Genomic DNA, 23,964 nt, shown 5'->3' on the forward strand with positions numbered 1-23,964 from the left:
GCCAGGCGTGCGCAGGGCGCGTCGGGCCGGTACTTATTCATAAATAAAGGGTTGGCCGGGGGGTTGTCAACGATACGGTCATGGGGATTTTTCATATTACGCAGGCTGCCAGGAAAATAACTTATAACGACTATACTTTTCTCTTGTCGCCTGGGAGGCTGGCGTCCGGCCTTATGATAAAAATCATCACAATTTCAGTGACTGGCGCTACAATCGACCGCAGTCACAATTCTCAAATCACAAGAGTATTGCTATGAAAAACATCAACCCAACGCAGACTTCTGCCTGGCAGGCACTACAAAATCACTTCGACGCGATGAAAGAGGTCACCCTCGCAGACCTCTTCGCCAAAGACGCTGACCGCTTCGGTAAATTCTCCGCCACCTTCAACGATCAGATGCTGGTGGACTACTCCAAAAACCGCATCACGGAAGAAACGCTCAGCAAACTGCTGGATCTCGCGAAAGAGACCGATCTGGCGAGCGCCATTAAATCCATGTTCTCCGGCGAGAAAATCAACCGCACCGAAGACCGCGCCGTTCTGCACGTGGCGCTGCGCAACCGCAGCAATACGCCGATTCTGGTTGACGGCAAAGATGTGATGCCGGAAGTGAACGCCGTGCTGGAGAAGATGAAAAAATTCTCCGAGGCGATTATTTCCGGCGAGTGGAAAGGCTACACCGGCAAGCCTATTACTGACGTGGTGAACATCGGTATCGGCGGCTCTGACCTCGGCCCGTTCATGGTGACCGAAGCCCTGCGCCCGTACAAAAACCACCTCAACATGCATTTTGTCTCCAACGTCGATGGCACCCACATCGCCGAAGTGCTGAAAAAGGTGAACCCGGAAAGCACCCTGTTCCTGGTGGCGTCCAAAACCTTCACCACCCAGGAAACCATGACCAACGCCCACAGCGCGCGCGACTGGTTCCTGAAAACCGCCGGTGACGAAAAGCACGTAGCGAAGCACTTCGCGGCGCTCTCCACCAACGCGAAAGCGGTTGGCGACTTCGGTATCGATACGGCGAACATGTTTGAGTTCTGGGACTGGGTCGGCGGCCGTTACTCCCTGTGGTCGGCGATTGGTCTCTCTATCATCCTGTCCGTAGGTTACGACAACTTTGTCGAGCTGCTCTCCGGCGCGCACGAGATGGACAAACACTTCTCCACCACGCCGTTTGAGAAAAACCTGCCGGTGCTGCTGGCGCTGATTGGCATCTGGTACAACAACTTCTTTGGTGCGGAAACCGAAGCGATTCTGCCGTACGACCAGTACATGCACCGCTTCGCGGCGTACTTTCAGCAGGGCAACATGGAATCCAACGGCAAATACGTTGACCGTGACGGCAACGCCGTGGATTACCAGACGGGCCCGATTATCTGGGGCGAACCGGGCACCAACGGCCAGCACGCGTTCTATCAGTTGATCCACCAGGGCACCAAACTGGTCCCGTGCGATTTCATCGCGCCGGCCATCACGCATAACCCGCTGTCTGATCATCATCCGAAGCTACTCTCTAACTTCTTCGCCCAGACCGAAGCGCTGGCGTTCGGTAAATCCCGTGACGTCGTAGAGCAAGAGTTCCGCGATCAGGGTAAAGATCCGGCACAGCTGGAAAACGTGGTGCCGTTCAAAGTGTTTGAAGGCAACCGTCCGACCAACTCCATCCTGCTGCGTGAAATTACCCCGTTCAGCCTGGGCGCGCTGATTGCGCTCTATGAGCACAAAATTTTCACCCAGGGCGCGATTCTGAATATCTTCACCTTCGACCAGTGGGGCGTGGAGCTGGGCAAACAGCTCGCTAACCGCATCCTGCCGGAGCTGGGCGATGATAAATCAGTCGACAGCCATGACAGCTCGACCAACGGCTTAATTAACCGTTATAAAGCCTGGCGCGGCTGATTTTAAATAAGCGTGAAAAATAAGCGTAATGATGCCGGCAATATGCCGGCATTTTTTTCTCAGATAAATCTTGTTGTTCGCCCGCGTCCCGCTACTCTTTAATCTTGAGGTTAATCCGAAAATCGCCTTGTCTGGCCTCTACACGTCTGAAGCCTTTCAGATAAACCGGATTTCCGTTTTGCAGGGATATATTATAACAACTTGAAAAACAGGGGATTTATATAAAATCCATTACGCCATCCTGCGCGGTTTGTCTAATTATCCTAAAACCCTGTGCCTATTTCCCTGTGTCGTAAACCGACAGAGGTTGTTGTGTATACTCGGAAGCGCCTGAAAAGCTTTTCGGGTAAATCTCCATTCATTCAATGAAGGGAAATTGATATGAAGAAAATCCTTAGTGGCGTTTTCGCCATTGCAGCGCTTGGCGCTGTCTCAGCCCAGGCTGCACCGGTTAGCGTCGGTGAAGCGGCAGGCTCAGCAGCGACCTCCGTGTCGGTTGGCAGCTCCAGCGCCAGCGCGTCAAGCACTGTAGGGTCAGTTGTCGGTGTGGCGCTTGCCGCCACCGGCGGCGGCGATGGTTCCAATACCGGGACCACTACCACCACCACCACCAGCACGACCACTCAGTAAACCCTTCGGGGGCTTTAACCATAACCACACTACGGTGTGGTTATTTTGACTTTTTTTGGGGAAATATCGTGAAGCGACTCGCGATTGTGTTGATGTGCCTGATGATTCAGGCCTGCTCCACCACGACCAAGGGACTCGGCAACTCACTCAGGCAAAGTATTTTCGGCCCGGATGGCGTGCAGCTTACGGATGACGATATCCAGAACATGCCCTACGCCAGCCAGTACATGACGCTGAATAACGGCCCGCAACTCTTTGTGGTTCTCGCTTTTTCTGAAAACGGCCAGCAAAAATGGGTGACGCAGGACCGCGCGACCATCGTGACGCAGCACGGGCGCGTCGTTAAAACCTTAAGCCTCGCCGACAACCTGATAGACATCAATAATCTGGCCGCCGACCCGCTGGTGCATGCCAACCAGATTATCGACGGCGCCAGCTGGACCCGCACTATGGGCTGGACCGAGCGTCATCAGGTGCGTTACGCCACCGCCCGTTCCACCTTCACCTGGGACGGTACCGATACCCTGAAAGTGGGCAGCGACATCACGCCGGTGCGCATTCTGGATGAAGAAGTGACCACAGAAGCCGCCACCTGGCACAACCGCTTCTGGGTGGACAGCGATGGACAGATTCGTCAGTCAAAACAATATCTGGGTGCGGGCTATTTTCCGGTCACCACCATTCTGTTGAAGGCAGCGAAATAATGAAAACCACACTTATCGCTTCGCTGATATTTAGCCTCGGCAGCTTTTGCGCTTTCGCCGATGGCACCATTACCGTTTATCGGGACCATGCACAGCCGCTAAAAGTCTCCGGCGCGAAACATCTCGCCGATCTGGTTTCTCAACCGCAGTTAACCGGCAGCTGGTGGCTGGGCGCGGTTATCAGCGAACGTCAGGCAAGCGTTGAGGCGCAGGCGCAGCATCAGGTGCTGCTCAATCGCCTGGCGTCTCTTGCCGCAGAAGAAAGCGGCGATGACGGCGCGGCGATTAATGGCGTGCGCCAGCAGTTACAGGCCATCAAAGTGACAGGCCGTCAGAGAGTGATCCTCGACCCGGATCGCGTGCGGGTGCGTCCACACAATAACCCGCCGCTGGAAGGCGACTACGAGTTATGGGTGGGCCCGCAGCCGTCCACCATTACGCTCGTCGGGCTTGTCAGCGCGCCTGGCAAAAAAACGTTTACCCCCGGTAAGCCAGTGACCGATTACCTGGATGAGGTCAGCCGTCTGAGCGGCGCCGAGCGCAGCTACGCCTGGCTGATTCAGCCGACCGGGCGCGTGGAAAAGGTGCCGGTGGCGTACTGGAATAAGCGCCACGTTGAGCCGATGCCCGGCAGCATTCTGTATGTCGGCTTCGCTGACCATACGTTTACCTCAGCGTATGACGGGCTGAACGAGCAAATCATCTCTTCTCTGACGCATCGGGTGCCGGATTAATGAAAAAACATTACTACTTCAGCCTGCTGGCGCTGGCGGTCGCTTCCGCCTGTCATGCCGAAACGTATCCGGCGCCGGTCGGCCCTTCGCAGACAGATTTCGGCGGCGTCGGCCTGATGCAGACGCCGACGGCGCGCATGGCGCGCGAGGGTGAGCTGAGTCTTAACTATCACGATAACGATCAGTATCGCTATTACTCAGCCTCCATTCAGCTTTTCCCGTGGCTTGAAACCACGTTGCGCTACACCGACGTGCGTACCCGTGAATACTCTAACGTGGATGCGTTCTCCGGCGATCAGACCTACAAAGATAAGGCGTTCGATCTCAAGCTGCGCCTGTGGGAAGAGGGCTACTGGCTGCCGCAGGTGGCGGTGGGCGCGCGCGATATCGGCGGTACGGGGCTGTTTGACGCCGAATATCTTGTCGCCAGCAAAGCCTGGGGCCCGTTTGATTTCTCGCTCGGTCTGGGCTGGGGTTATCTGGGAACGAACGGCAACGTGAAGAACCCGTTCTGCCAGTACGACGATAAATTCTGCTACCGCGACCCGAGCTACCAGCGCGCGGGCTCGATTGACGGCAGCACCATGTTCCACGGCCCGGCGGCGATTTTCGGCGGTATCGAATACCAGACGCCGTGGCAGCCGCTGCGCCTGAAGCTGGAGTATGAAGGCAACAACTACACCCAGGACTTCGCGGGCAAAATCGATCAGAAAAGCAAATTCAACGTGGGCGCGATTTATCGCGTCGCCGACTGGGCGGACGTTAACCTGAGCTACGAGCGCGGCAACACCGTGATGTTCGGCTTTACGCTGCGCACCAACTTTAACGATCTGCGCCCGTCCTATAACGATAACCGCCGCCCTGAGTACGATCCGCAGCCGCAGGACGCGATGTTGCAACACAGCGTGGTGGCGAACCAGCTCACCTCGCTGAAATACAACGCGGGCCTGAACGACCCGCAGATTCAGGTGAAGGGCGATACGCTCTACGTGACGGGCGAGCAGTATAAATACCGTGATTCGCGCGAAGGGATCGAGCGCGCCAACCGCATTATCATGAATGACCTGCCGGAAGGCGTGAACCGCATCCGCGTGACCGAAACGCGGCTCAATATGCCGCAGGTCACCACGGAAACCGACGTGGCGAGCCTGAAGCGTCATCTGGAAGGCGAACCGCTTGGCCATGAGACGCCGCTCGCGCAGCAGCGCATGACGCCGGTTGAAGCGGAAAACCCGGAGCAGGGCTGGTATATCGAGAAATCGCGCTTTAACGTCGCGATCAACCCAGTGCTGAACCAGTCCATCGGCGGCCCGGAAAACTTCTACATGTATCAGCTGGGCCTGATGGGCACCGCCGACTGGTGGATGACCGACCACCTGTTGACCTCCGGCAGCGTGTTTGTGAACCTGGCGAATAACTACGACAAGTTCAGCTACACCGACCCGAAAGACCGCTCGCCGCTGCCGCGCGTGCGTACCCGCGTGCGTGAATACGTGGAGAACAACTATTACGTTAACAACCTGCAGGCGAACTACTTCCAGCATCTGGGCGGCGATTTCTACGGCCAGATCTACGCAGGCTATCTGGAAACCATGTATGCCGGTGCCGGCGCGGAAGTGCTGTGGCGTCCGGTGGACAGCAACTGGGCGTTTGGCGTCAATGGCAACTACGTGAAGCAGCGTGACTGGACCAGCCCGCAGAACATGATGAAATTTACCGACTACAGCGTGAAAACCGGTCACCTGACCGCGTACTGGACGCCGCCGTTTGCGCAGGATGTGCTGATTAAAGCGAGCGTCGGACAGTATCTGGCGGGGGATAAAGGCGGCACGCTGGAAGTCTCGAAGCACTTCGACAGCGGGATTGTGGTGGGCGCGTACGCGACTATCACTAACGTGTCGCCGGAAGAGTACGGCGAGGGCGATTTCACCAAAGGCGTCTATGTGTCGGTGCCGTTTGATCTCTTCACCACCAGCCCGACCCGCAGCCGCGCCGCGATCGGCTGGACGCCGCTCACCCGTGACGGCGGCCAGATGCTGGGCCGTAAGTTCGATCTCTACAGCATGACCAGCGATAAGAGCCTGAATTTCCGGTAAGCGTACGGTGGGATCAGGTCCAGGGGACGGTGGGTGCGCTTCGCTTACCCACCCTACAAAGTAACCACCCTCGGGGATTTCGTAGGGCGGGTAAGCGCAGCGCACCCGCCACACGATTTTACGCTTACAGCCGCCGCAACAACCGCGCCGGGTTGCCGGCGTAAACCCCTTTCTCGGTAATCGACTTTGTCACCACGCTGCCTGCGCCAATGACCGCGCCGTCGCAAATCGACACCGCGAGAATGGTCGAATTGCTGCCAATCGATACGCCATCGCCAATCACAATCCGCCCCCAGTTTTCGCTGTTCGGATCCGGCTTGCCGTCGCGAAACATATCGTTGGCGAACATCACCCCGTGGCCGATAAAACACGCTTCGCCGATGGTCACGTACTCGCAAATAAACGTATGCGACTGCACCCGTGTGCCGCGCCCGATGCGGGAATGGCGCTGGATCTCTACAAACGGGCCGATAAAGACCTCATCGCCCAGCTCGCAGCCATACACATTGGCGGGCTGATAAATCACCACGTCGCGTCCGACGGTCACATCGCGCACGGCCACTTCGCGCAGTTCAGGCACGGGCGTCGTCATCACGCGCGCTCCCGCTCAACGCGCGCGACAATCTGCGCCAGCGCGGCGCGTGGGCTGGTGAGCAGTTTGGGATGGCTGAAATAACGCTCCGCGCCCGCCATGGAAGCCTGCGCCAGCGCCACGCAACCTGCGCCGCGCGCGAACGCCTGCTCAGCGGCCTGGGCGATGCGCTGATGAAAAGCCTCGTGCTGGCCGCTCTGAAACAGCGCCCAGGCGTCCGGGATAATCTCAACCCCAAGCGGCGTAGTAGGAGCGAGCGTGGCGCGAAACAGCGCGGCGGTGGGGTGCAGCGTGGTCGGCGCGGCGCAGAGCACCATCACCGGCTGTCCGGCGGTGGCCGCCGCCTGCGCCAGCGCGCGGTCAGCACGCATAATGCCTGGATCCTGCGCCAGGAAATCGGCAGCCGAGCCCAGCGTCGAGCAGGTCAGCAGCACCACGTCGGCGTCGGTGCGCAGATCCGCCAGCGCGGCTATCGTCTCTTTTTCAATCTCGGGCGTGACGCCGCCTGCGGCTTGCGCCTGTTCGAGCAGGTGCGGCATCACTTTATGGGTTAAGGCGTCTTGCGGAAGATTCAGCGCGCGGGCAGCCTCATCAAAAACCGCCACGTTGCTTTGCGCCGTATGCAGGCAGGCTATTTTCATTTTCTTTCCCTGTTATCAGTAAGCGTTACGATGCGCGGGCCTCTTACGGGCCAGGCGAAACCTGAACCTTTAACTATAGACGCTCGTGACGTTTTTAACGTCCGGGCTGGGCAAACGCGCATAAAAAAAGGCGGCACGAGGGCCGCCAAAAGTGACTTCTTAGTCAGGGATACAATGGTACTACAGTGGCAAAATAACGATGAAGAGGCTTAACCTTTAACGCCCCCCGCCGTGAGGCCGCTCACCAGCCAGCGCTGCGCCAGCAGGAAGACCACGGTAATCGGGATGGCTGACAGCACGGCCGCCGCCGCGAAATCGCCCCACAGGTAGTTTTGCGGGTTGAGATATTGCTGCATGCCCACCGCCAGGGTGTAGCTGTCGACATCGCGCAGCAGCAGCGAGGCGACCGGTACTTCGGTAATCGCGCCGATGAACGAAAGAATAAACACCACCGCCAGGATCGGCACCGACAGCGGGAGCAGCACCAGCCGGAACGCCTGCCACGGCGTCGCGCCATCCAGCGCCGCCGCTTCTTCAAGCGAGCCGTCGATAGTTTCGAAATAGCCTTTGATAGTCCAGACATGCAGCGCGATACCACCCAGATAGGCGAAGATCACGCCGCCGTGGGTGTTAAGCCCGATAAACGGAATGTACTGGCCGAGCCTGTCAAACAGCGCGTAGAGCGCTACCAGCGACAGCACCGCCGGGAACATCTGGAAAATCAGCATGCCTTTGAGCAGCGCGCCTTTACCCGGGAAACGCATACGGGCGAAGGCATAGGCGCAGGTAGTGGAGAGCGCCACGATGCCTGCCGCGGTAATGACCGCGATTTTCACCGAGTTCCACAGCCACAGCAGCACCGGGAACGGCGGCGGCGTTACGCGGCCATCGGCGTGCTCTACGCTGAAACCGAGCGCCAGCCGCCAGTGTTCCCAGGAGATTTGATCCGGGATAAGGCTCCCGGTCGCGAAGTTGCCGGGGCGCAGCGAAATCGCCACGACCATCAACAGCGGAAACATAATGGCGGCGATAAAGGCCAGCAGCAGCAGGTGTGTCGCCAGCAGACGCAGCTTTTGCGATTTGGGTTGAACCATAGCCATGTGGGATCTCCTTAATCAAACTTAATGCGCGTGGCTTTGAGGTTCACGACCGCCAGCGCGCCCACCAGCAGGAAGATAAGCGTGGCGATAGCCGCTGCGAGGCCAAAGTCCTGACCGCCGCCGCCTTCAAAGGCGATACGCCAGGTGTAGCTCACGAGCAAGTCGGTATAGCCCGCAGGCGTCGTGGTGCCGATGCGGTCCGGGCCGCCGTTGGTCAACAGCAGGATCAGCACGAAGTTATTAAAGTTAAACGCGAAGCTTGCGATCATCAGCGGCGTTAGCGGCTTGATAAGCAAAGGGAACGTGATTTTAAAGAAGTTCTGGAACGGGCCTGCGCCGTCCATCGCAGAGGCTTCATACAGATCGTCCGGAATTGCTTTCAGCAGCCCCATGCACAGGATCATCATGTACGGGTAGCCAAGCCAGGTGTTAACGATAATGATCATGGTGCGCGCCGTGGTCGGGTCGGTAAACCACGCCGGTTTGATGCCAAACAGCGCGCTCAGCATCATGTTGATCTCACCAAAACTCTGGTTGAACAACCCTTTGAAAATCAGGATAGAAATAAACGACGGGACCGCATAGGGGAGGATAAGCAACACGCGGTAGATGGCTTTGCCCTTCAGCGATTCCCACTGCACCAGGCACGCCAGCACCATGCCGACCGCCACGGTCAGCACGACGGTCAGCGCCGCGAAGACGACCGTCCAGACGAAAATCGCCATAAACGGCTTTTGAATGCCTTCATCGGCAAAGACGCGTAAGAAGTTATCCCAGCCAATCGTCACGGTATAACCGGGGCTCAGCTTTTCATCGCCCCACTGGCCATCGGCGTTAACCGACTGATAAAAGCCAATCTCATTATTCGGGCGGTACTTCACGCCGCTCTGGTTGTTGGTGAGCGTGCCGTCACCGGCGAGCGTATAGAGCGGACGGGTGCCGGAGAACTGGCGCAGCGAACTCATGACGAGCTGGCTTTCGTCAGGCAGTTCGGCGGTTATCTGGTTCAGCGCCTGGCGATTCTGAGTGATCACGCGCAGGCTGGCGCGTTCGCCTTCCGGCAGGGCCGGCGCGGCGGTAAGTTTCAGTTTCTGCTCGCCGCCAAATTTAAACGGCTCTGAGAGGAAGTATTTGCCGCTGGCACCGTCAGTGAGCGCCAGTCGCCACTGCTCGCCTGCGGGATACAGGCCAAAGGCATAGCTTTCGCCCGCCTGGTATTTACGGTCCATCAGCACGTCACGCGCGCGCTCCTGGGTGAGCTGGTTGGTGCTGCTGTAGTTGGTAAAGGCGATGGCGATGGTGCAGGCCAGCGGGAAGAGCACGAACAGCCCCATGCCCGCGAGCCCCGGATACACATAGCGCCACGCATAGGCGCGGCGATTCGCGAAAATATAGAGGCCAGCCGAGCTTAAAATCAGCGTCATGATGGCGAACAGGTATTCCCCCTGTGCGTACATTAAAACGACAAGGTAACCCACCAGTAAGCCCAGCAGACCAATCGCCGACCACTTCAGCGCGTCGCTTTGCCACCAGTGTTTCTTTTTAATGACATCCATGGGGATAATCCTCAACAACGATGAAAACGTAGGTGTGGCCGTGCCACGATGCAACTCTTTACAGGGTGTGGCGGGGGCGTTTCGCTTACCCGCCTGCTTGTGTTCGTGGGTGCGCTACGCTTACCCACCCTACCTGGCGTTTGTGGGGGCGTTTCGCTTACCCACCGTCTGTCTCTGTGAATGGTTTGGTAGGGCGGGTAAGCGAAGCGCCACCCGCCGTTTGCCGCTATCGCTTACTTGGCGATACGGGTTTGTGCGTCTTTCAGCGCTTCATCGACGGTCTGACGACCGGTGACGGCGTTCACTACCGCGGTACGTACGGCATACCAGAACGCAGACATTTGCGGCACGTTAGGCATAATTTCGCCGGTTTTCGCGTTCGCCATGGTGGCGGCGATGCGCGGATCTTTCTCCAGCTTCTCCTGGTAAGATTTCAGCGCGACGGCGCCCAGCGGTTTGTCTTTATTCACCGCTTCCAGGCCCTGATCGGTCAGCAGGTAGTTTTCCAGGAACTCTTTCGCCAGCTCTTTGTTCGGGCTGGCCGCGTTGATACCCGCGCTCAGCACGCCGACGAACGGTTTAGACGGCTTGCCTTTGAAGGTCGGCAGCTGCGCCACGCCATAGTTAACTTTGCTCTTGTCGATGTTGGCCCACGCCCACGGACCGTTGATGGTCATGGCGGTATCGCCTTTGTTGAACGCCGCTTCCGCGATGGAGTAGTCGGTGTCAGCGTTCATGTGTTTATCTTTGATAAGCTCGACCAGGAAGTTCAGGCCCGCTTTGGCGCCCGCGGTGTCGACGCCGACGTTTTTCACGTCATATTTGCCGTTTTCAAACTTAAAGGCATAACCGCCGTCAGCGGCAATAATCGGCCACGTGAAGTACGGTTCCTGAAGGTTAAACATCAGCGCGCTCTTGCCCTTCGCCTTCAGTTCTTTATCGAGTTTCGGGATCTCTTCCCAGGTTTTCGGCGGATTTGGTACGAGGTCTTTGTTGTAGATCAGCGACAGCGATTCCACGGCAACCGGGTAGGCAATGATTTTGCCGTTATAGCGCACCGCGTCCCAGGTGAACGGATAAATCTTGTCCTGGAATGCTTTCTCCGGCGTGATTTCCGCCAGCAGGCCAGATTGCGCGTAGCCACCAAAACGGTCGTGCGCCCAGAAGATAATGTCCGGGCCGTCGCCGGTTGCCGCTACCTGCGGATATTTCTCTTCCAGTTTGTCCGGGTGTTCAACAGTGACTTTAATGCCGGTGTCTTGTTCAAACTTCTTACCCACTTCGGCCAGGCCGTTATAGCCTTTATCACCGTTGATCCAGATAACCAGCTTACCTTCTTCGATCTTGGCCAGAGCAGAGGCAGAAAAGAGCGCCGTCGTCAGCGCTGAGAGGGCGAGGAGGCGTACGCCGCTTTTAATTTTCATAACTCCTATCCTTTTAGTGGTTTGCGCGTGGATACACGTATTGGCTTTACGTGTAACAGTCTGGGCATCTGGCAAGCGCTTCTCATCCTCCTTTCCTCTACGCCCCACCGCTTCGTAGTGTGATCTACGTAACATAAGTGGATTTTCTGTGGCCCCGCGCACAGAAAACCGCTGCGTTTTTTGCCGCTTGCATCACGAAAATCGCCGGGGGCCGCCCGGCCGCAGGACAGCTGCCGCCCCCTCATCCTCCCGTCTCCTCCCCCATAAAAAAGGCAGGGGTGGAGGATGGCTTGCCTTCATCTGAAGGGCATAGTGCCGTCAACGTGTTTTTCCCGTGAAATCGGGTGAAGTAAACAAGGGAGAAGGGAATGGCAGGCGTTCAGCTTCGCAACGTAACAAAAGCCTGGGGCGACGTTGTGGTGTCGAAAGATATCAACCTCGACATTACCGAAGGCGAGTTTGTCGTATTTGTCGGGCCGTCGGGCTGCGGAAAATCAACGCTGCTGCGTATGATTGCCGGGCTTGAGACCATCACCAGCGGCGATTTGCATATTGGCGGCAAGCGTATGAATGACGTGCCGCCTGCCGAGCGCGGCGTGGGGATGGTGTTTCAGTCTTACGCGCTCTATCCGCATCTGTCCGTGGCCGAAAACATGTCTTTCGGCCTGAAGCTGGCAGGCGCCCGTAAAGAAACCATCAACCAGCGCGTCACGCAGGTGGCGGAAGTGCTGCAACTGGCGCACCTGCTGGACCGTCGCCCGAAGGCGCTTTCCGGCGGCCAGCGTCAGCGTGTGGCTATTGGCCGTACGCTGGTGGCGGAGCCTTCCGTGTTCCTGCTCGATGAGCCGCTCTCAAACCTGGACGCCGCGCTGCGCGTGCAGATGCGTATTGAGATCTCCCGTCTTCATAAGCGCCTTCAGCGCACCATGATTTACGTCACCCACGATCAGGTCGAAGCGATGACGCTCGCTGACAAAATCGTGGTGCTGGACGCAGGCCGCGTCGCCCAGGTGGGCAAGCCGCTGGAACTCTATCATTACCCGGCCGATCGCTTCGTCGCGGGCTTTATTGGCTCGCCGAAAATGAACTTCCTGCCGGTGAAAGTCACCGCCACCGCTATCGATCAGGTGCAGGTGGAACTGCCGAACCGCCAGCTGGTCTGGCTGCCGGTGGAAAGTACCCATGTTCAGGTGGGGGCCAACATGTCCCTTGGCATCCGCCCCGAACACCTCCTGCCGAGCGATATCGCCGATGTAACGCTTGAAGGCGATGTGCAGGTGGTCGAACAGTTAGGTCATGAGACTCAGATTCATATCCAAATCCCTGCGCTGCGTCAGAACCTGGTCTACCGCCAGAATGACGTCGTGCTGGTAGAAGAGGGCGCCACATTCGCTATCGGCTTGCCGCCGGAGCGTTGTCATCTTTTTCGGGAAGATGGCACCGCCTGTCGTCGGTTGCATAAAGAGCCGGGCGTTTAAGCGCCCCCGCTTACAAAGAAAAGCAATGATCTCAGGAGATAGAATGATGATAACTCTGCGTAAACTCCCTCTGGCTGTGGCCGTGATGGCGGGCATCTTCGCCGCTCAGGCCTCCGCTGTGGACTTCAAAGGTTACGCCCGTTCCGGCATCGGCTGGACCGGTAGTGGTGGCGAACAGCAGTGCTTCCAGGCAACAGGTGCCGGCGCTAAATACCGTTTGGGTAACGAATGTGAAACCTATGCGGAACTGAAGTTCGGTCAGGAAGTATGGAAAGAAGGCGACAAGAGCTTCTATTTCGATACTAACGTGGCCTATTCCGTTGCGCAGCAGAACGACTGGGAAGCGACCAGCCCGGCGTTCCGCGAAGCTAACGTACAGGGTAAAAACCTGATTGACGCGCTGCCGGGTTCAACCATCTGGGCCGGTAAACGCTTCTATCAGCGTCACGACGTTCACATGATCGACTTCTACTACTGGGATATCTCCGGCCCGGGCGCAGGTCTTGAAAACGTCGATCTGGGCTTTGGTAAGCTCTCTGTTGCGGCAACCCGCTCCTCTGAAGCTGGCGGCTCCGCAACCTTCCAGAGCGACAGCATTTATGACTATAACAAGAGCACGGCTAACGACGTTTTTGACGTTCGCTTAGGCAGCCTGGAAGTGAACCCGGGCGGTACGCTGGAACTGGGTGTCGACTACGGCCGTGCCAACGCGCGTGACGACTACTATCTGGCTGACGACGCGACCAAAGATGGCTGGATGTTCACCGCAGAACACGTTCAGACTATCGGTACCGGCTTTAACAAATTTGTCGTTCAGTATGCGACAGACGCACTGACCTCTCAGGGTAAAGGCCTGTCTCAGGGTTCTGGCATTGGCATCAGCGACACCGATCCTAAGTTCGCGTATGCGCAGAACAACAACGGTCACATGCTGCGTTTAATCGACCACGGCTCAATTTCCATGGGCGATCGCTGGGACATGATGTATGTCGGTATGTACCAGGACATCGACTGGGATAACAACAACGGCACCCGCTGGTGGACCGTAGGCGTGCGCCCGATGTTCAAATGGACGCCTATCATGAGCACCCTGCTGGAAGTTGGTTATGACAACGTGAAATCCCAGCGTACTGACGAAACCAACAACCAGTACAAAATCACCCTGGCGCAACAGTGGCAGGCAGGCGACAGCATCTGGTCTCGCCCGGCGCTGCGTGTGTTCGCAACCTATGCCAAGTGGGATGAAAAATGGGGCTATGACCGTGAGGGCAACCCGAGCAATAACGCCAACTATGGCTACGCGGTTAAAGATGGCTTTAACGGTGGCAGCTTCGGTCGCGGCGACAGCGATGAGTGGAGCTTCGGCGCCCAGATGGAAATCTGGTGGTAATCACGCGTAATTGCAGTAACAAGAGGGGCGCAAGCCCCTCTTAACCCTCATTGAAAAGTACCGATTTTCGGGAAGCGCGCTATTGCCTGGCTACCGTTTCCCTTTCCATCCGAGGTAATAAAAATGAAAAAACGTCTCGTCGCATTATGCTTAAGCGCAGGGCTGCTTGCAGGCCTGCCCGCCGTCAGTTTCGCTGATGTGAATATCGTGCCGCAGAACACCTCCGCCGCGCCGTCTGTTCCGGCGGGTGAGTTACAGCGCCTGACCTGGACGCCTGTCGCGCAGTCGCAGACCCAGACGACCGATCTCGCCGCCGTAGGGCAGACCCTCAACGTACCGGGCATTACCGGTAAAGTCGCCGCCTATAGCGTGCCGGCGAACATCGGCGAACTGACCATTACGCTTACCAGCCTTGCGAACAAGCAGACCGGCATTTATGCCCCGAACGTGCTGGTGCTGGATCAGAACTTAACGCCTGCCGCCTACTTCCCGAGCAGCTATTTTACCTATCAGGAGCCGGGCGTGGTGTCTGAAGACCGCCTCGAAGGCGTCATCAAGCTGACGCCAGCGCTGGGACAGCAGAAACTGTATCTGCTGGTCTTTACCACGCCGCAGGATCTGCAGAAGACGACGACCATGACCAACCCGGCGAAGGCTTACGCCAAAGGGGTGGGTAACGCCGTGCCGGATATCGCCGATCCAGTGGCCCGTCACACGCCTGACGGCAAGCTTAAAGTGAAAGTAAGCACTAACTCCGCATCCAGCGTTCTGGTCGGCCCGCTGTTTGGCTCCTCCGGCCCGTCGTCTGTGACGGTCGGCAACACCGCAGCACCTGCAACCGCCTATTCCGCTCCGGCGCCTGCCGCACCGGCTGCTGCGCCAGCGCCCGCCGCGAAGCGCGAACCGGTACTTAACGACACCGAAGCCTATTTCAATCGCGCCATTAAGGACGCCGTCGCTAAAGGCGATGTCGATAAAGCGCTGAAACTGCTGGATGAAGCTGAGCGCCTCGGCTCCACCACGGCTCGTCAGACTTTTATCAGCAGCGTAAAAGGCAAGGGGTGACAGTCTCCCCACGCTGCTGATGTTTGCAACACCTGGTGCGCTTGCGCGCACCTTTTTTCCTGGCGCAGCATGCCGTTCTGTTGCACCCATGTTGCGCTTTTGTTCGTACTCCTTGTTTCCCCGCCCCCGTTTTGCCGGTTCTGCGTTACAATACGTCCACTTTTGGCCCCGGAGAGTCACGCATGTCCCATCCCGCGCTGAGACAACTGCGCGCGTTGTCCTTTTTTGACGATATCAGCACGCTTGATAGCGCACTGCTCGACTGGCTGATGCTGGAAGACTCCATGACCCGCCGTTTCGAGAGTTTTTGCGATCGCGTGACGGTCGAGATGCTGTTTGAAGGCTTTGTCGGCCCTGAGGCGCTGGAGGAAGAGGGGGCATTTTTACCTCATGAGCCGCGCTACTGGCTGCGCGAAATCCTGCTGTGCGGCGACGGCGTACCGTGGCTGGTCGGGCGCACGCTGGTGCCGGAGTCTACACTGTGTGGGCCAGAACTGGCGTTGCAGCAGCTTGGCACCACGCCGCTGGGTCGTTATCTGTTTACCTCATCCACCCTTACGCGTGACTTTATCCAGCCGGGCCGCAGCGAGGCGCTCTGGGGGCGTCGCTCCCTGTTGAGGCTGTCCGGCAAGCCGCTGCTGCTGACCGAACTGTTTTTACCCGCATCACCCTTGTACGGAGAGGAAAAATAATGGAGTGGAGCCTGACGCAGAATAAGCTGCTCGCCTATCACCGCCTGATGCGCACCGATAAGCCGATCGGCGCGTTACTGCTGCTCTGGCCGACGCTGTGGGCGCTGTGGGTGGCGTCGCCCGGCGTGCCGCCGCTGTGGATCCTGGCGGTGTTTGTGGCGGGCGTCTGGCTGATGCGCGCCGCAGGCTGCGTGGTGAATGATTATGCCGACCGCAAATTTGACGGGCACGTGAAGCGCACGGCGCACCGGCCTCTGCCGAGCGGCGATGTGACCGAAAAAGAGGCGCGCAATCTGTTCGTCATCCTGGTGCTGCTGTCGTTTTTGCTGGTGCTGACGCTGAATGTGAAAACCATTTTGCTCTCGGTCGCGGCGCTGGCGCTGGCCTGGATGTACCCTTTCATGAAGCGCTATACCCATCTGCCGCAGGTCGTGCTTGGCGCGGCGTTTGGCTGGTCGATTCCGATGGCGTTTTGCGCGGTGAGCGAGTCGCTGCCGTTAAGCTGCTGGCTGATGTTTTTCGCGAATATCTGCTGGGCGGTGGCGTACGACACCGAATACGCGATGGTCGATCGCGACGATGACGTGAAAATCGGCGTAAAGTCGACGGCTATTCTTTTCGGACGCCACGATAAGCTGATTATCGGGCTATTGCAGATTGCCGTGCTGGCGCTGCTGGGCGTGGTGGGCTGGCTGAACGGGCTGGGCGCGTTTTATTATGCAAGCCTTGCAGGCGCAGGCGCGCTGTTTATCTGGCAGCAGAAAATCATTGCCGGACGCGACCGCGACGCCTGTTTCCGCGCCTTTTTGAATAATAACTATGTAGGGCTGTTAGTATTTATTGGCCTGGCGCTGAGTTATTTGAAATTCTGAAAGAGAAGCGGGGAAACCCGTTTTTTTATTCGCGGTAGTGCTGTGACGGCGGGTGCGCTGGCGCTTACCCGCCCTACGATAACCGCTAAGAAGACGATCCGGGACGGGTAACCGCCGTTGATATCAATGACCGTCCTGATAATCCGTAGGGCGGGTAAGCGAAGCGCACCCGCCAGCATCAACGATCGCCATCAATGCCAGCCGCCACGCTGCGCGCCAATAAAAAAGGCGGGTTTCCCCGCCTTTTCACTGCCAACGATTACGCTTAATCACGCGCTCGCTTGTGCCGCCGCGCTCTCGATTGTCAGCCTCACATCGGACGTCATCAGCTCCGCCAGCATCTGATAAACCTTCATGGTTTCCGCCGGTTCGGCATCGCCGGTATCGCTGATATAACCTTCATCACGCAGGGTCAGCACCAGCGTTGAGAACACCGCTTTATCGAAGAACTCCGGCGCGTTAATGCCGTGCAGCACGGAAAGACGCTGAGCCACGGTGCGGCTCTCTTTCTCAAGCGTTCCGCGGTTGATGGACGGGTTAGCGCTCAGCAGCCAGAAGGTGATCGCGTAGCGTTGCAGCGTTTCGCGCACGCCTGCGGCCAGCAGTTGCAGCGTACGGGAGCGCGCCGGGTTCACCTGTAGCCAGACGTCGTCGGCAAGGATCAGCCCCTGCTGCGCCAGCTCATTGATCAGCGCGTCGACAACCGCTGACACCTCTTCTTTTTCCCAGCGCAGGAACAGCTCCGTCTTCAGCATCGGGAACAGCAGTTCAACCTGCTGCTGCACCGCTTCACGGCTGATGCGACGATGTTGCGTCACGATAGCGGCGATAAGCGAAGGCAACACCAGCATATGCATGATGTTATTGCGGTAATAGGTCATCAGCACCGCCTGCTCGCGCGGCAGCACGATGATATCGCCGATCGTATCCTTCTCGACATCGAACTTGTTCATCTGCAACGCGTGCTCGATGAGCTGCGTCGCCGTAGCGTCCGGCACCGTGGCATCTGAGGCGTACGGCACGTTACGCAGCAGGCTCAGGTAGCAATCCAGCTGTTCGGTTAACTGCTCGCGCGTTAACGAACGCTGACGCGACGCCAGCAGCGCGGTACAACACAGGTTCATGGCGTTAGCCGCGCCCGCATTGTTGATGCGCACCATCAGCTGTGAGGCAATCTCATTCACCGTCGGGGTCAGCCACGCCGGGCGGACGGCTTCGATCGGGTCGATGGAATCGCGCCACTCCGGCACGTGCTGGTTCAGGAAGGTCATCAGCGGTAGCGGTTCGCCGAAGTTCACATAACCCTGGCCCAGGTTACGCAGCTTGCTTAAGCCGCGCAGCATCTGCAGCAGGCTCTCTTTCTCTTTGGTGGCGCCGCGCAGCTCTTTCGCGTAAGTGCCCACTTCCATCACATGCTCATAGCCAATGTAAATCGGCACCAGCGTAATCGGGCGTGTACCGCCGCGCAGCATCGCCTGGATGGTCATCGACAGCGTGCCGGTTTTCGGGTCGAGCAGACGACCGGTGCGCGAGCGCCCGCCTTCCACGAAATACTCGACCGAGTAGCCACGGCTGAATAGCTCGCCGAGATATTCGCGAAACACCGTAGAATAAAGCTTGTTGCCCTTAAAGGTGCGGCGAATAAAGAACGCGCCCAGACGGCGGAAAATCGGCCCGGCGGGCCAGAAGTTCAGGTTAATGCCTGCGGCGATATGCGGCGGCACCAGCCCCTGATGATAGAGCACGTAAGAGAGCAGCAGATAGTCCATGTGGCTGCGGTGGCAGGGCACATAGACAATCTCGTGGCCGTCGTGGGCCAGTTGGCGCACTCGCTCGGCGTTATGGACGTTAATGCCCTGGTAGAGACGGTTCCAGGTAAAACCAAGCACGCGGTCGGTAAGGCGAATCGCCTCGTAAGAGAAGTTTGCGGCGATCTCTTCCATTAACGCGACGGCGTTCTGCTGGGCTTTCTCGTGCGAGATTTTTTTGGTGCGCGCTTCGTCTTCAACGGCGCGAGCGATAGCTTTTGACGAGAGCAGCTTGTTGAAGAGATCCTGGCGCGCAGGCAGGCGCGGGCCGACGGCGGCGAGGCGCTGGCGGGCGAAATGCATCCGCGCCACGCGGGCCAGTTTCTGGGCGATACGCTTATCGGTACCGTGCTCGGTCGCCATGCGGCGCAGCGACACAGGCGGTGAGAAACGCACAAAGCTGTCGCGGCCCAGCCAGGAGACGGCGAAGAATTTTTGAATGCCGTTGAGCATGCGCAGCGGCGGGTTTTCCTCGCCTTTTTCGCGCCCCGGCGAGCGGCCGAACATGACCGACACCGGCACCATCTGGACGTCGAGGTCCGGGTTGCTGCGGTGCAGATCGAGATAGTTGTGGAACAGCTTGATCGACTCTTCCTTTGGCGTGTAGTAAGTAAACACGCGGGGGCCGCCATGGATAAACACATAGCGCGGCAGTTCGGTGCCGTCGATAACCAGCGGTTCCAGCGGATCCGGCAGATCGTGCTCCAGGCACTGGGCCCGCAGCGTCAGGAGATCCGCCTTCGAGTTATACGGCAACACATACATGATGGGGCGTGACGTATCGAGCCCAAGTTCGGGGCAGGGCGCCGCCGGGATGGACTTGCTTTTTACCAGCACGCTTAATGGTAAATTAAGTAATTTGTAGTAAATTCGTGGCCAACCGGACATAAACGATGTAAAGCCTCTGGTTAATAATGCAATTGCGGCGCAAGAATATCAGAAACTCCATAGAATTTCTGTGGTGCTTCTTTATCGAAGCGCATTAGCATTGACGCCTGAATTTAAAAAAGGTTTCTTGTCATGGCCAATAACACCACGGGGTTAACCCGAATTATTAACGCTGCCGGCTATTCCTGGAAGGGATTACGCGCCGCCTGGAAAAATGAAGCTGCATTTCGCCAGGAAGGGGTCGCCGTGATAGCGGCCATTCTTATCGCCTGCTGGCTGGATGTAGACCCGATCACCCGCGTGCTGCTGATTGGCTCCGTAACGCTGGTGATGATCGTTGAAATACTCAACAGCGCCATCGAAGCGGTGGTCGATCGCATCGGCCCTGAATTTCATGAACTTTCGGGGCGCGCCAAGGATATGGGCTCCGCCGCGGTCCTGCTGTCGATTATCCTCGCGCTGGTCGTGTGGGTCACGCTGCTCTGGCAGCATTTGCGATAAGTTTTCCAGAAATCGCGAAAGAAGCGCTTTTTTAACCGGTTATGGTTTTAAAATCACCTTTAGCTGTATATACTCACAGCATAACTGTATATGCACCCAGGGGGCGGAATGAAAGCATTAACTACCAGGCAACAAGAGGTGTTTGATCTCATTCGGGATCATATCAGCCAGACCGGCATGCCGCCTACACGTGCGGAAATCGCGCAGCGTCTGGGTTTCCGTTCGCCAAACGCGGCGGAAGAACACCTCAAGGCGCTGGCGCGTAAAGGGGTACTTGAAATAGTCTCCGGCGCGTCGCGCGGTATTCGTCTGCTGCAGGAAGAAGAAACCGGCCTGCCGCTGGTGGGGCGCGTCGCCGCGGGCGAGCCGCTGCTGGCGCAGCAGCATATCGAAGGCCACTATCAGGTTGATCCAGGCCTGTTTAAGCCGAACGCCGATTTCCTGCTGCGCGTTAGCGGGATGTCGATGAAAGATATCGGGATTATGGACGGCGACCTGTTAGCGGTTCATAAAACGCAGGATGTGCGCAACGGCCAGGTTGTGGTCGCGCGTATTGATGATGAAGTAACGGTAAAACGCCTGAAAAAACAGGGTAATGTCGTTGAGCTGTTGCCGGAAAACAACGAGTTCAAACCTATCGTTGTCGATCTGCGCGAGCATAACTTCTCTATCGAAGGTCTGGCGGTCGGCGTGATCCGTAACGGCGAATGGCTCTGAGGCCCTTCCCGGCTTCCTGACGCCGCATTACCGTAACTGGCCCGCCCCGGTTACGGTAATGGCTCCTCCGCGCAACTCATGCGCTTTATACTTTTCCTTCTTCGCGTAACGGCATCGGAACGCCATATGCCTTTTCTCACTCCTACCGATAAAGCTCTCTGGCGCCTCGCGCTGCCAATGATTTTCTCCAATATCACCGTGCCGTTGCTGGGCCTGGTGGATACCGCCGTGATTGGTCATCTCGACAGCCCCGTCTATCTGGGCGGCGTCGCCGTTGGCGCGACGGCCACCAGCTTCCTGTTTATGCTGCTGCTCTTTTTACGTATGAGCACCACCGGGTTAACCGCCCAGGCGTTTGGCGCGCGCGATCCGGCAGCGCTGGCCCGCGCGCTGGTGCAGCCCATGGCGCTGGCGCTTATTGCCGGGGGGCTGATTATCGCGCTGCGCGAGCCGCTCATTCATCTGGCGCTGCATATTACCGGCGGCAGCGACGCCGTATTGGCGCAGGCCAGACGGTTTCTGGAGATTCGCTGGCTCAGCGCGCCCGCGTCGCTTGCCAACCTGGTGTTGCTGGGCTGGCTGCTCGGTGTTCAGTACGCCCGCGCGCCGGTTATCCTGCTGGTGGTCGGGAATTTGCTTAACATTGCGCTCGATCTCTGGTTCGTCATGGGGCTTGGCCTTAACGTCCAGGGCGCGGCGCTGGCGACGGCGATAGCGGAATATGTGACGCTCGGCATCGGGTTGATGATGGCGGCCCGCGTGCTGCGTCTGCGCGGCATTACCTTGTCGATGCTGAAAACCGCATGGCGCGGCGGCATCGGCAGGCTGCTTAAGCTTAATCGCGACATCATGCTGCGCTCGCTCTTGTTGCAGATCTGCTTTGCCTCGGTCACCGTGTTTGGCGCCCGGCTTGGCAGCGATATTGTCGCCGTTAACGCCATTCTGATGACGCTGTTAACCTTCACGGCTTATGCGCTCGACGGCTTCGCGTATGCGGTGGAAGCCCATGCCGGGCAGGCATTCGGCGCGCGGGATAAATCGCAGTTGCACAGCGTCTGGCGCGCGGCGTGCCGCCAGGCGGGCATGGTCGCGCTGGCATTCGCGCTGCTTTATGCCGTGGCGGGTCAGTATATTGTGTCGCTGTTAACCTCACTGCCGTCATTGCAGGCGCTGGCGCAGCCCTATCTCTTCTGGCAGGTGATTTTGCCGGTGGTCGGCGTCTGGTGTTATCTGCTGGATGGGATGTTTATCGGCGCGACGCGCGGGGCGGAGATGCGCAACAGTATGGGCGTCGCGGCGCTCGGCTTTGGCCTGACGCTCCTGACGTTGCCGCGGCTTGGCAACCATGGATTGTGGCTTGCGCTTACCGTTTTTCTGGCGCTGCGCGGGCTGTCGCTCGGTTATTTATGGCGTCGCGGTCGCTTGCTGGATTCAGCGTGATCGCTGGAATTACATCGCTGCGGACAAGAGAAAAATCGTCGGTTCCAGCGCTTCGTTATGGTTAAAGATTCTGAATATCCCGCCAGAGGTGAAATTGACGTCTAAACTGAGTAGTACGTTCAGCAAATGATGACATGACCCGAGCTGAACCCCCACAGGAAAACCTGTGAGACTGATTCACTACCGAATGTTAAGGAGACGTCTATGAACAGAGATGAAGCTGGCGGTAACTGGAAACAGTTCAAAGGTAAAGTGAAAGAGCAATGGGGTAAATTAACCGACGATGATATGACCATCATCGAAGGGAAACGTGACCAGCTGGTAGGTAAAATCCAGGAACGTTACGGTTACGCAAAAGATGAGGCCGACAAGGAAGTGACTGACTGGGAAAGCCGCCACGATTACCGCTGGTAATCGGGCCACCACCTCAAACGGTATTTTCCCTCTGAGGCTGCCCTGCCCAACGGTACAAGGATGTACCACCCACCCTCATTTAACGTCCTTTCTTTTTCACGGTAATGCTGTGGTCGTGACCACACTGTCCCTGATGGCGACACGCCTCAACTTCCGCACACACCGCACACAGCCCATGCGCTTCAATCACATTATGGCGCAACGCAAAGCCCATTCTGGCCGCCAGTGCATGCATAATATCTTCCACGCCTTCTGCTGCCTCTTCTTTTACCACGCCACATCTGTCGCAGATAAACATCGCTGAAGTATGCGCCGGGTTATCAAACAGATGGCAAAGCACATAGCTGTTGGTGGATTCCACCTTATGCACAAACCCCTGCTCCAGGAGAAAATCGAGCGCGCGATACACGGTCGGCGGCTTTGCCTGCGGCTCCGTTTCACGCAATAAATCGAGCAGATCGTAAGCGCTGATGGCGCCCGGCTGGATGGTCATCAGGCGCAGCACTTCGAGGCGCTGCGGAGTCAGGCGCACATTACGTTGCTGGCAGAGCTTTTCAGCTTGCGCCAGAACTTCCTGCGTAATCGTCGTATCCATCGGCATCCTCTATGAGTTGGGTCTGAGTCATCACTTTATCATGAACCTGCCAAAACACCGACATCCCGGCTGTGTTATACCTTTTTAGGGAATGTTCTCTGGAGGTTTATATGCAAACGCGGCCTGAATGTATTTGTCACTGGCAGGATGTGGAAGGTAACGACGACGCGGGCTACCCCGACAGCAATGAATTAATGTCTATCGGCGCGCCGCTGGCGAAACGCACCGGGCTTACGCGGCTTGGCATTCACCATGAGCGCCTGCCGCCAGGGCGTCGTACCTCTTACCCCCATGCGGAAAGCAGTGAAGAAGAGTTTGTTTATGTGCTCGAAGGGTTTCCGGAGGTCTGGCTCAATGGCGAGCTGTGGCCTTTAAAGCCGGGCGACAGCGTCGGCTTCCCGGCGGGTACCGGCCTTTGCCACACCTTTATCAATAATACCGACAGCGAAGTGCGGCTACTGGTCGTGGGCGAGGCGAATAAACCGGAAAACCGAATTTACTACCCGCTTAATGGCCCCTATGCGGCCACCCGCCCGGATCGGTGGATAGACCACCCGCCACAATTTTTTGGCCCGCACGACGGCTTACCTACACGAATTAAGAACCCTAATCTATAAATAATGAGGGCGATCGCGAAACGAGCCCGGCATTGCCGTTGAGTTAAAGCCTCAACCTCTGGCGTAGTGCGTTCTTCACAACAGAAATCGTCTCTGTCATGAACCGA

At 57.6% G+C, this 23,964-nt stretch carries 22 protein-coding genes; 15 read left to right on the forward strand and 7 right to left on the reverse strand.

What is annotated here, in order from left to right:
• The first annotated feature begins 253 nt into the window (after positions 1–253).
• From pgi to AACV31_RS05930, 5 genes are all read left to right on the forward strand, one after another.
• Complete coding sequence (gene pgi, locus AACV31_RS05910; protein ID WP_165156535.1) at positions 254–1,903, forward strand: glucose-6-phosphate isomerase; 1,650 nt, start codon at positions 254–256, stop codon at positions 1,901–1,903.
• A gap of 381 nt (positions 1,904–2,284) precedes the next feature.
• On the forward strand, positions 2,285–2,533 hold the full coding sequence (gene yjbE / locus AACV31_RS05915; RefSeq protein ID WP_015742674.1) for an exopolysaccharide production protein YjbE: 249 nt from the start codon (positions 2,285–2,287) through the stop codon (positions 2,531–2,533).
• Positions 2,534–2,601: 68 nt separating this feature from the next.
• A complete protein-coding gene (locus tag AACV31_RS05920; RefSeq protein WP_007764686.1) occupies positions 2,602–3,237 on the forward strand; it encodes a YjbF family lipoprotein in 636 nt (211 codons plus the stop codon).
• Positions 3,237–3,971: a capsule biosynthesis GfcC D2 domain-containing protein gene (locus AACV31_RS05925; RefSeq protein WP_165156537.1), complete on the forward strand. Its 735-nt coding sequence runs from the start codon at positions 3,237–3,239 to the stop codon at positions 3,969–3,971. The genes AACV31_RS05920 and AACV31_RS05925 overlap by 1 nt, the downstream gene beginning before the upstream one ends.
• Positions 3,971–6,067, forward strand: a complete 2,097-nt coding sequence (locus AACV31_RS05930) for a YjbH domain-containing protein (protein ID WP_165156539.1) — start codon at positions 3,971–3,973, stop codon at positions 6,065–6,067. The genes AACV31_RS05925 and AACV31_RS05930 overlap by 1 nt, the downstream gene beginning before the upstream one ends.
• A gap of 124 nt (positions 6,068–6,191) precedes the next feature.
• Here the strand turns inward: AACV31_RS05930 and AACV31_RS05935 are convergent, their stop codons facing one another.
• From AACV31_RS05935 to malE, 5 genes are all read right to left on the reverse strand, one after another.
• Complete coding sequence (locus AACV31_RS05935) at positions 6,192–6,647, reverse strand: acyltransferase (protein ID WP_165156585.1); 456 nt, start codon at positions 6,645–6,647, stop codon at positions 6,192–6,194.
• 11 nt (positions 6,648–6,658) lie between these two features.
• Positions 6,659–7,300 carry a glutamate racemase gene (locus AACV31_RS05940; protein WP_165156541.1) on the reverse strand — a complete coding sequence of 214 codons (642 nt, stop codon included), beginning with the start codon at positions 7,298–7,300 and terminating at the stop codon, positions 6,659–6,661.
• Positions 7,301–7,509: 209 nt separating this feature from the next.
• Complete coding sequence (gene malG, locus AACV31_RS05945; RefSeq protein WP_007764669.1) at positions 7,510–8,400, reverse strand: maltose ABC transporter permease MalG; 891 nt, start codon at positions 8,398–8,400, stop codon at positions 7,510–7,512.
• Between the two features lie 11 nt (positions 8,401–8,411).
• Positions 8,412–9,956 (reverse strand): maltose ABC transporter permease MalF, encoded by a 1,545-nt coding sequence (gene malF, locus AACV31_RS05950; RefSeq protein WP_165156543.1) that lies wholly within the window; start codon positions 9,954–9,956, stop codon positions 8,412–8,414.
• A 233-nt stretch (positions 9,957–10,189) separates the two neighbouring features.
• Positions 10,190–11,380, reverse strand: coding sequence for a maltose/maltodextrin ABC transporter substrate-binding protein MalE (malE, locus tag AACV31_RS05955; RefSeq protein ID WP_041923983.1), 1,191 nt, complete (start codon positions 11,378–11,380; stop codon positions 10,190–10,192).
• 368 nt (positions 11,381–11,748) lie between these two features.
• Between malE and malK the strand changes: the two genes are divergently transcribed.
• The 5 genes from malK to ubiA all read left to right on the forward strand — a co-directional run bounded on the left by malK (position 11,749) and on the right by ubiA (position 16,877).
• Entirely contained in the window at positions 11,749–12,858 is a 1,110-nt protein-coding gene (malK, locus tag AACV31_RS05960) for a maltose/maltodextrin ABC transporter ATP-binding protein MalK (protein WP_007764642.1), read from the forward strand.
• 43 nt (positions 12,859–12,901) lie between these two features.
• Positions 12,902–14,248 (forward strand): maltoporin, encoded by a 1,347-nt coding sequence (locus AACV31_RS05965; RefSeq protein ID WP_161589548.1) that lies wholly within the window; start codon positions 12,902–12,904, stop codon positions 14,246–14,248.
• Between the two features lie 117 nt (positions 14,249–14,365).
• Positions 14,366–15,313 carry a maltose operon protein MalM gene (malM, locus tag AACV31_RS05970; protein ID WP_032806855.1) on the forward strand — a complete coding sequence of 316 codons (948 nt, stop codon included), beginning with the start codon at positions 14,366–14,368 and terminating at the stop codon, positions 15,311–15,313.
• Between the two features lie 182 nt (positions 15,314–15,495).
• Positions 15,496–16,005, forward strand: a complete 510-nt coding sequence (gene ubiC, locus AACV31_RS05975) for a chorismate lyase (RefSeq protein WP_007764634.1) — start codon at positions 15,496–15,498, stop codon at positions 16,003–16,005.
• Entirely contained in the window at positions 16,005–16,877 is an 873-nt protein-coding gene (gene ubiA, locus AACV31_RS05980; RefSeq protein ID WP_041923980.1) for a 4-hydroxybenzoate octaprenyltransferase, read from the forward strand. The genes ubiC and ubiA overlap by 1 nt, the downstream gene beginning before the upstream one ends.
• A 269-nt stretch (positions 16,878–17,146) precedes the next feature.
• On the opposite strand, the gene plsB is transcribed toward ubiA, so the two are convergent.
• A complete protein-coding gene (plsB, locus tag AACV31_RS05985; protein ID WP_007764631.1) occupies positions 17,147–19,573 on the reverse strand; it encodes a glycerol-3-phosphate 1-O-acyltransferase PlsB in 2,427 nt (808 codons plus the stop codon).
• A gap of 132 nt (positions 19,574–19,705) precedes the next feature.
• Between plsB and AACV31_RS05990 the strand changes: the two genes are divergently transcribed.
• The 4 genes from AACV31_RS05990 to AACV31_RS06005 all read left to right on the forward strand — a co-directional run bounded on the left by AACV31_RS05990 (position 19,706) and on the right by AACV31_RS06005 (position 22,645).
• Positions 19,706–20,074, forward strand: coding sequence for a diacylglycerol kinase (locus AACV31_RS05990; RefSeq protein ID WP_004388588.1), 369 nt, complete (start codon positions 19,706–19,708; stop codon positions 20,072–20,074).
• Between the two features lie 108 nt (positions 20,075–20,182).
• Positions 20,183–20,791, forward strand: a complete 609-nt coding sequence (gene lexA, locus AACV31_RS05995) for a transcriptional repressor LexA (RefSeq protein ID WP_007702314.1) — start codon at positions 20,183–20,185, stop codon at positions 20,789–20,791.
• Between the two features lie 126 nt (positions 20,792–20,917).
• Positions 20,918–22,231, forward strand: coding sequence for an MATE family efflux transporter DinF (dinF, locus tag AACV31_RS06000; RefSeq protein WP_165156545.1), 1,314 nt, complete (start codon positions 20,918–20,920; stop codon positions 22,229–22,231).
• Positions 22,232–22,435: 204 nt separating this feature from the next.
• Positions 22,436–22,645, forward strand: coding sequence for a CsbD family protein (locus AACV31_RS06005; RefSeq protein ID WP_004388591.1), 210 nt, complete (start codon positions 22,436–22,438; stop codon positions 22,643–22,645).
• 79 nt (positions 22,646–22,724) lie between these two features.
• On the opposite strand, the gene zur is transcribed toward AACV31_RS06005, so the two are convergent.
• Complete coding sequence (zur, locus tag AACV31_RS06010; protein ID WP_007764620.1) at positions 22,725–23,240, reverse strand: zinc uptake transcriptional repressor Zur; 516 nt, start codon at positions 23,238–23,240, stop codon at positions 22,725–22,727.
• A gap of 110 nt (positions 23,241–23,350) precedes the next feature.
• Between zur and AACV31_RS06015 the strand changes: the two genes are divergently transcribed.
• Positions 23,351–23,857: a cupin domain-containing protein gene (locus AACV31_RS06015; protein WP_015742659.1), complete on the forward strand. Its 507-nt coding sequence runs from the start codon at positions 23,351–23,353 to the stop codon at positions 23,855–23,857.
• The last annotated feature ends 107 nt before the right edge of the window (positions 23,858–23,964 follow it).

Source organism: Cronobacter sp. EKM101R (assembly GCF_963888145.1).
GTDB lineage: Bacteria > Pseudomonadota > Gammaproteobacteria > Enterobacterales > Enterobacteriaceae > Cronobacter > Cronobacter turicensis.

Coding starts and splice junctions, on each gene's coding strand:
- AACV31_RS05990 (WP_004388588.1), top strand. CDS start 19,706: ATGGCCAATAACACCACGGGGTTAACCCGAATTATTAACGCTGCCGGC.
- pgi (WP_165156535.1), top strand. CDS start 254: ATGAAAAACATCAACCCAACGCAGACTTCTGCCTGGCAGGCACTACAA.
- zur (WP_007764620.1), bottom strand. CDS start 23,240: ATGGATACGACGATTACGCAGGAAGTTCTGGCGCAAGCTGAAAAGCTC.
- malF (WP_165156543.1), bottom strand. CDS start 9,956: ATGGATGTCATTAAAAAGAAACACTGGTGGCAAAGCGACGCGCTGAAG.
- yjbE (WP_015742674.1), top strand. CDS start 2,285: ATGAAGAAAATCCTTAGTGGCGTTTTCGCCATTGCAGCGCTTGGCGCT.
- AACV31_RS06015 (WP_015742659.1), top strand. CDS start 23,351: ATGCAAACGCGGCCTGAATGTATTTGTCACTGGCAGGATGTGGAAGGT.
- malK (WP_007764642.1), top strand. CDS start 11,749: ATGGCAGGCGTTCAGCTTCGCAACGTAACAAAAGCCTGGGGCGACGTT.
- ubiA (WP_041923980.1), top strand. CDS start 16,005: ATGGAGTGGAGCCTGACGCAGAATAAGCTGCTCGCCTATCACCGCCTG.
- lexA (WP_007702314.1), top strand. CDS start 20,183: ATGAAAGCATTAACTACCAGGCAACAAGAGGTGTTTGATCTCATTCGG.
- AACV31_RS05940 (WP_165156541.1), bottom strand. CDS start 7,300: ATGAAAATAGCCTGCCTGCATACGGCGCAAAGCAACGTGGCGGTTTTT.
- malE (WP_041923983.1), bottom strand. CDS start 11,380: ATGAAAATTAAAAGCGGCGTACGCCTCCTCGCCCTCTCAGCGCTGACG.
- AACV31_RS05930 (WP_165156539.1), top strand. CDS start 3,971: ATGAAAAAACATTACTACTTCAGCCTGCTGGCGCTGGCGGTCGCTTCC.
- ubiC (WP_007764634.1), top strand. CDS start 15,496: ATGTCCCATCCCGCGCTGAGACAACTGCGCGCGTTGTCCTTTTTTGAC.
- AACV31_RS05965 (WP_161589548.1), top strand. CDS start 12,902: ATGATGATAACTCTGCGTAAACTCCCTCTGGCTGTGGCCGTGATGGCG.
- AACV31_RS06005 (WP_004388591.1), top strand. CDS start 22,436: ATGAACAGAGATGAAGCTGGCGGTAACTGGAAACAGTTCAAAGGTAAA.
- dinF (WP_165156545.1), top strand. CDS start 20,918: ATGCCTTTTCTCACTCCTACCGATAAAGCTCTCTGGCGCCTCGCGCTG.
- malG (WP_007764669.1), bottom strand. CDS start 8,400: ATGGCTATGGTTCAACCCAAATCGCAAAAGCTGCGTCTGCTGGCGACA.
- plsB (WP_007764631.1), bottom strand. CDS start 19,573: ATGTCCGGTTGGCCACGAATTTACTACAAATTACTTAATTTACCATTA.
- AACV31_RS05925 (WP_165156537.1), top strand. CDS start 3,237: ATGAAAACCACACTTATCGCTTCGCTGATATTTAGCCTCGGCAGCTTT.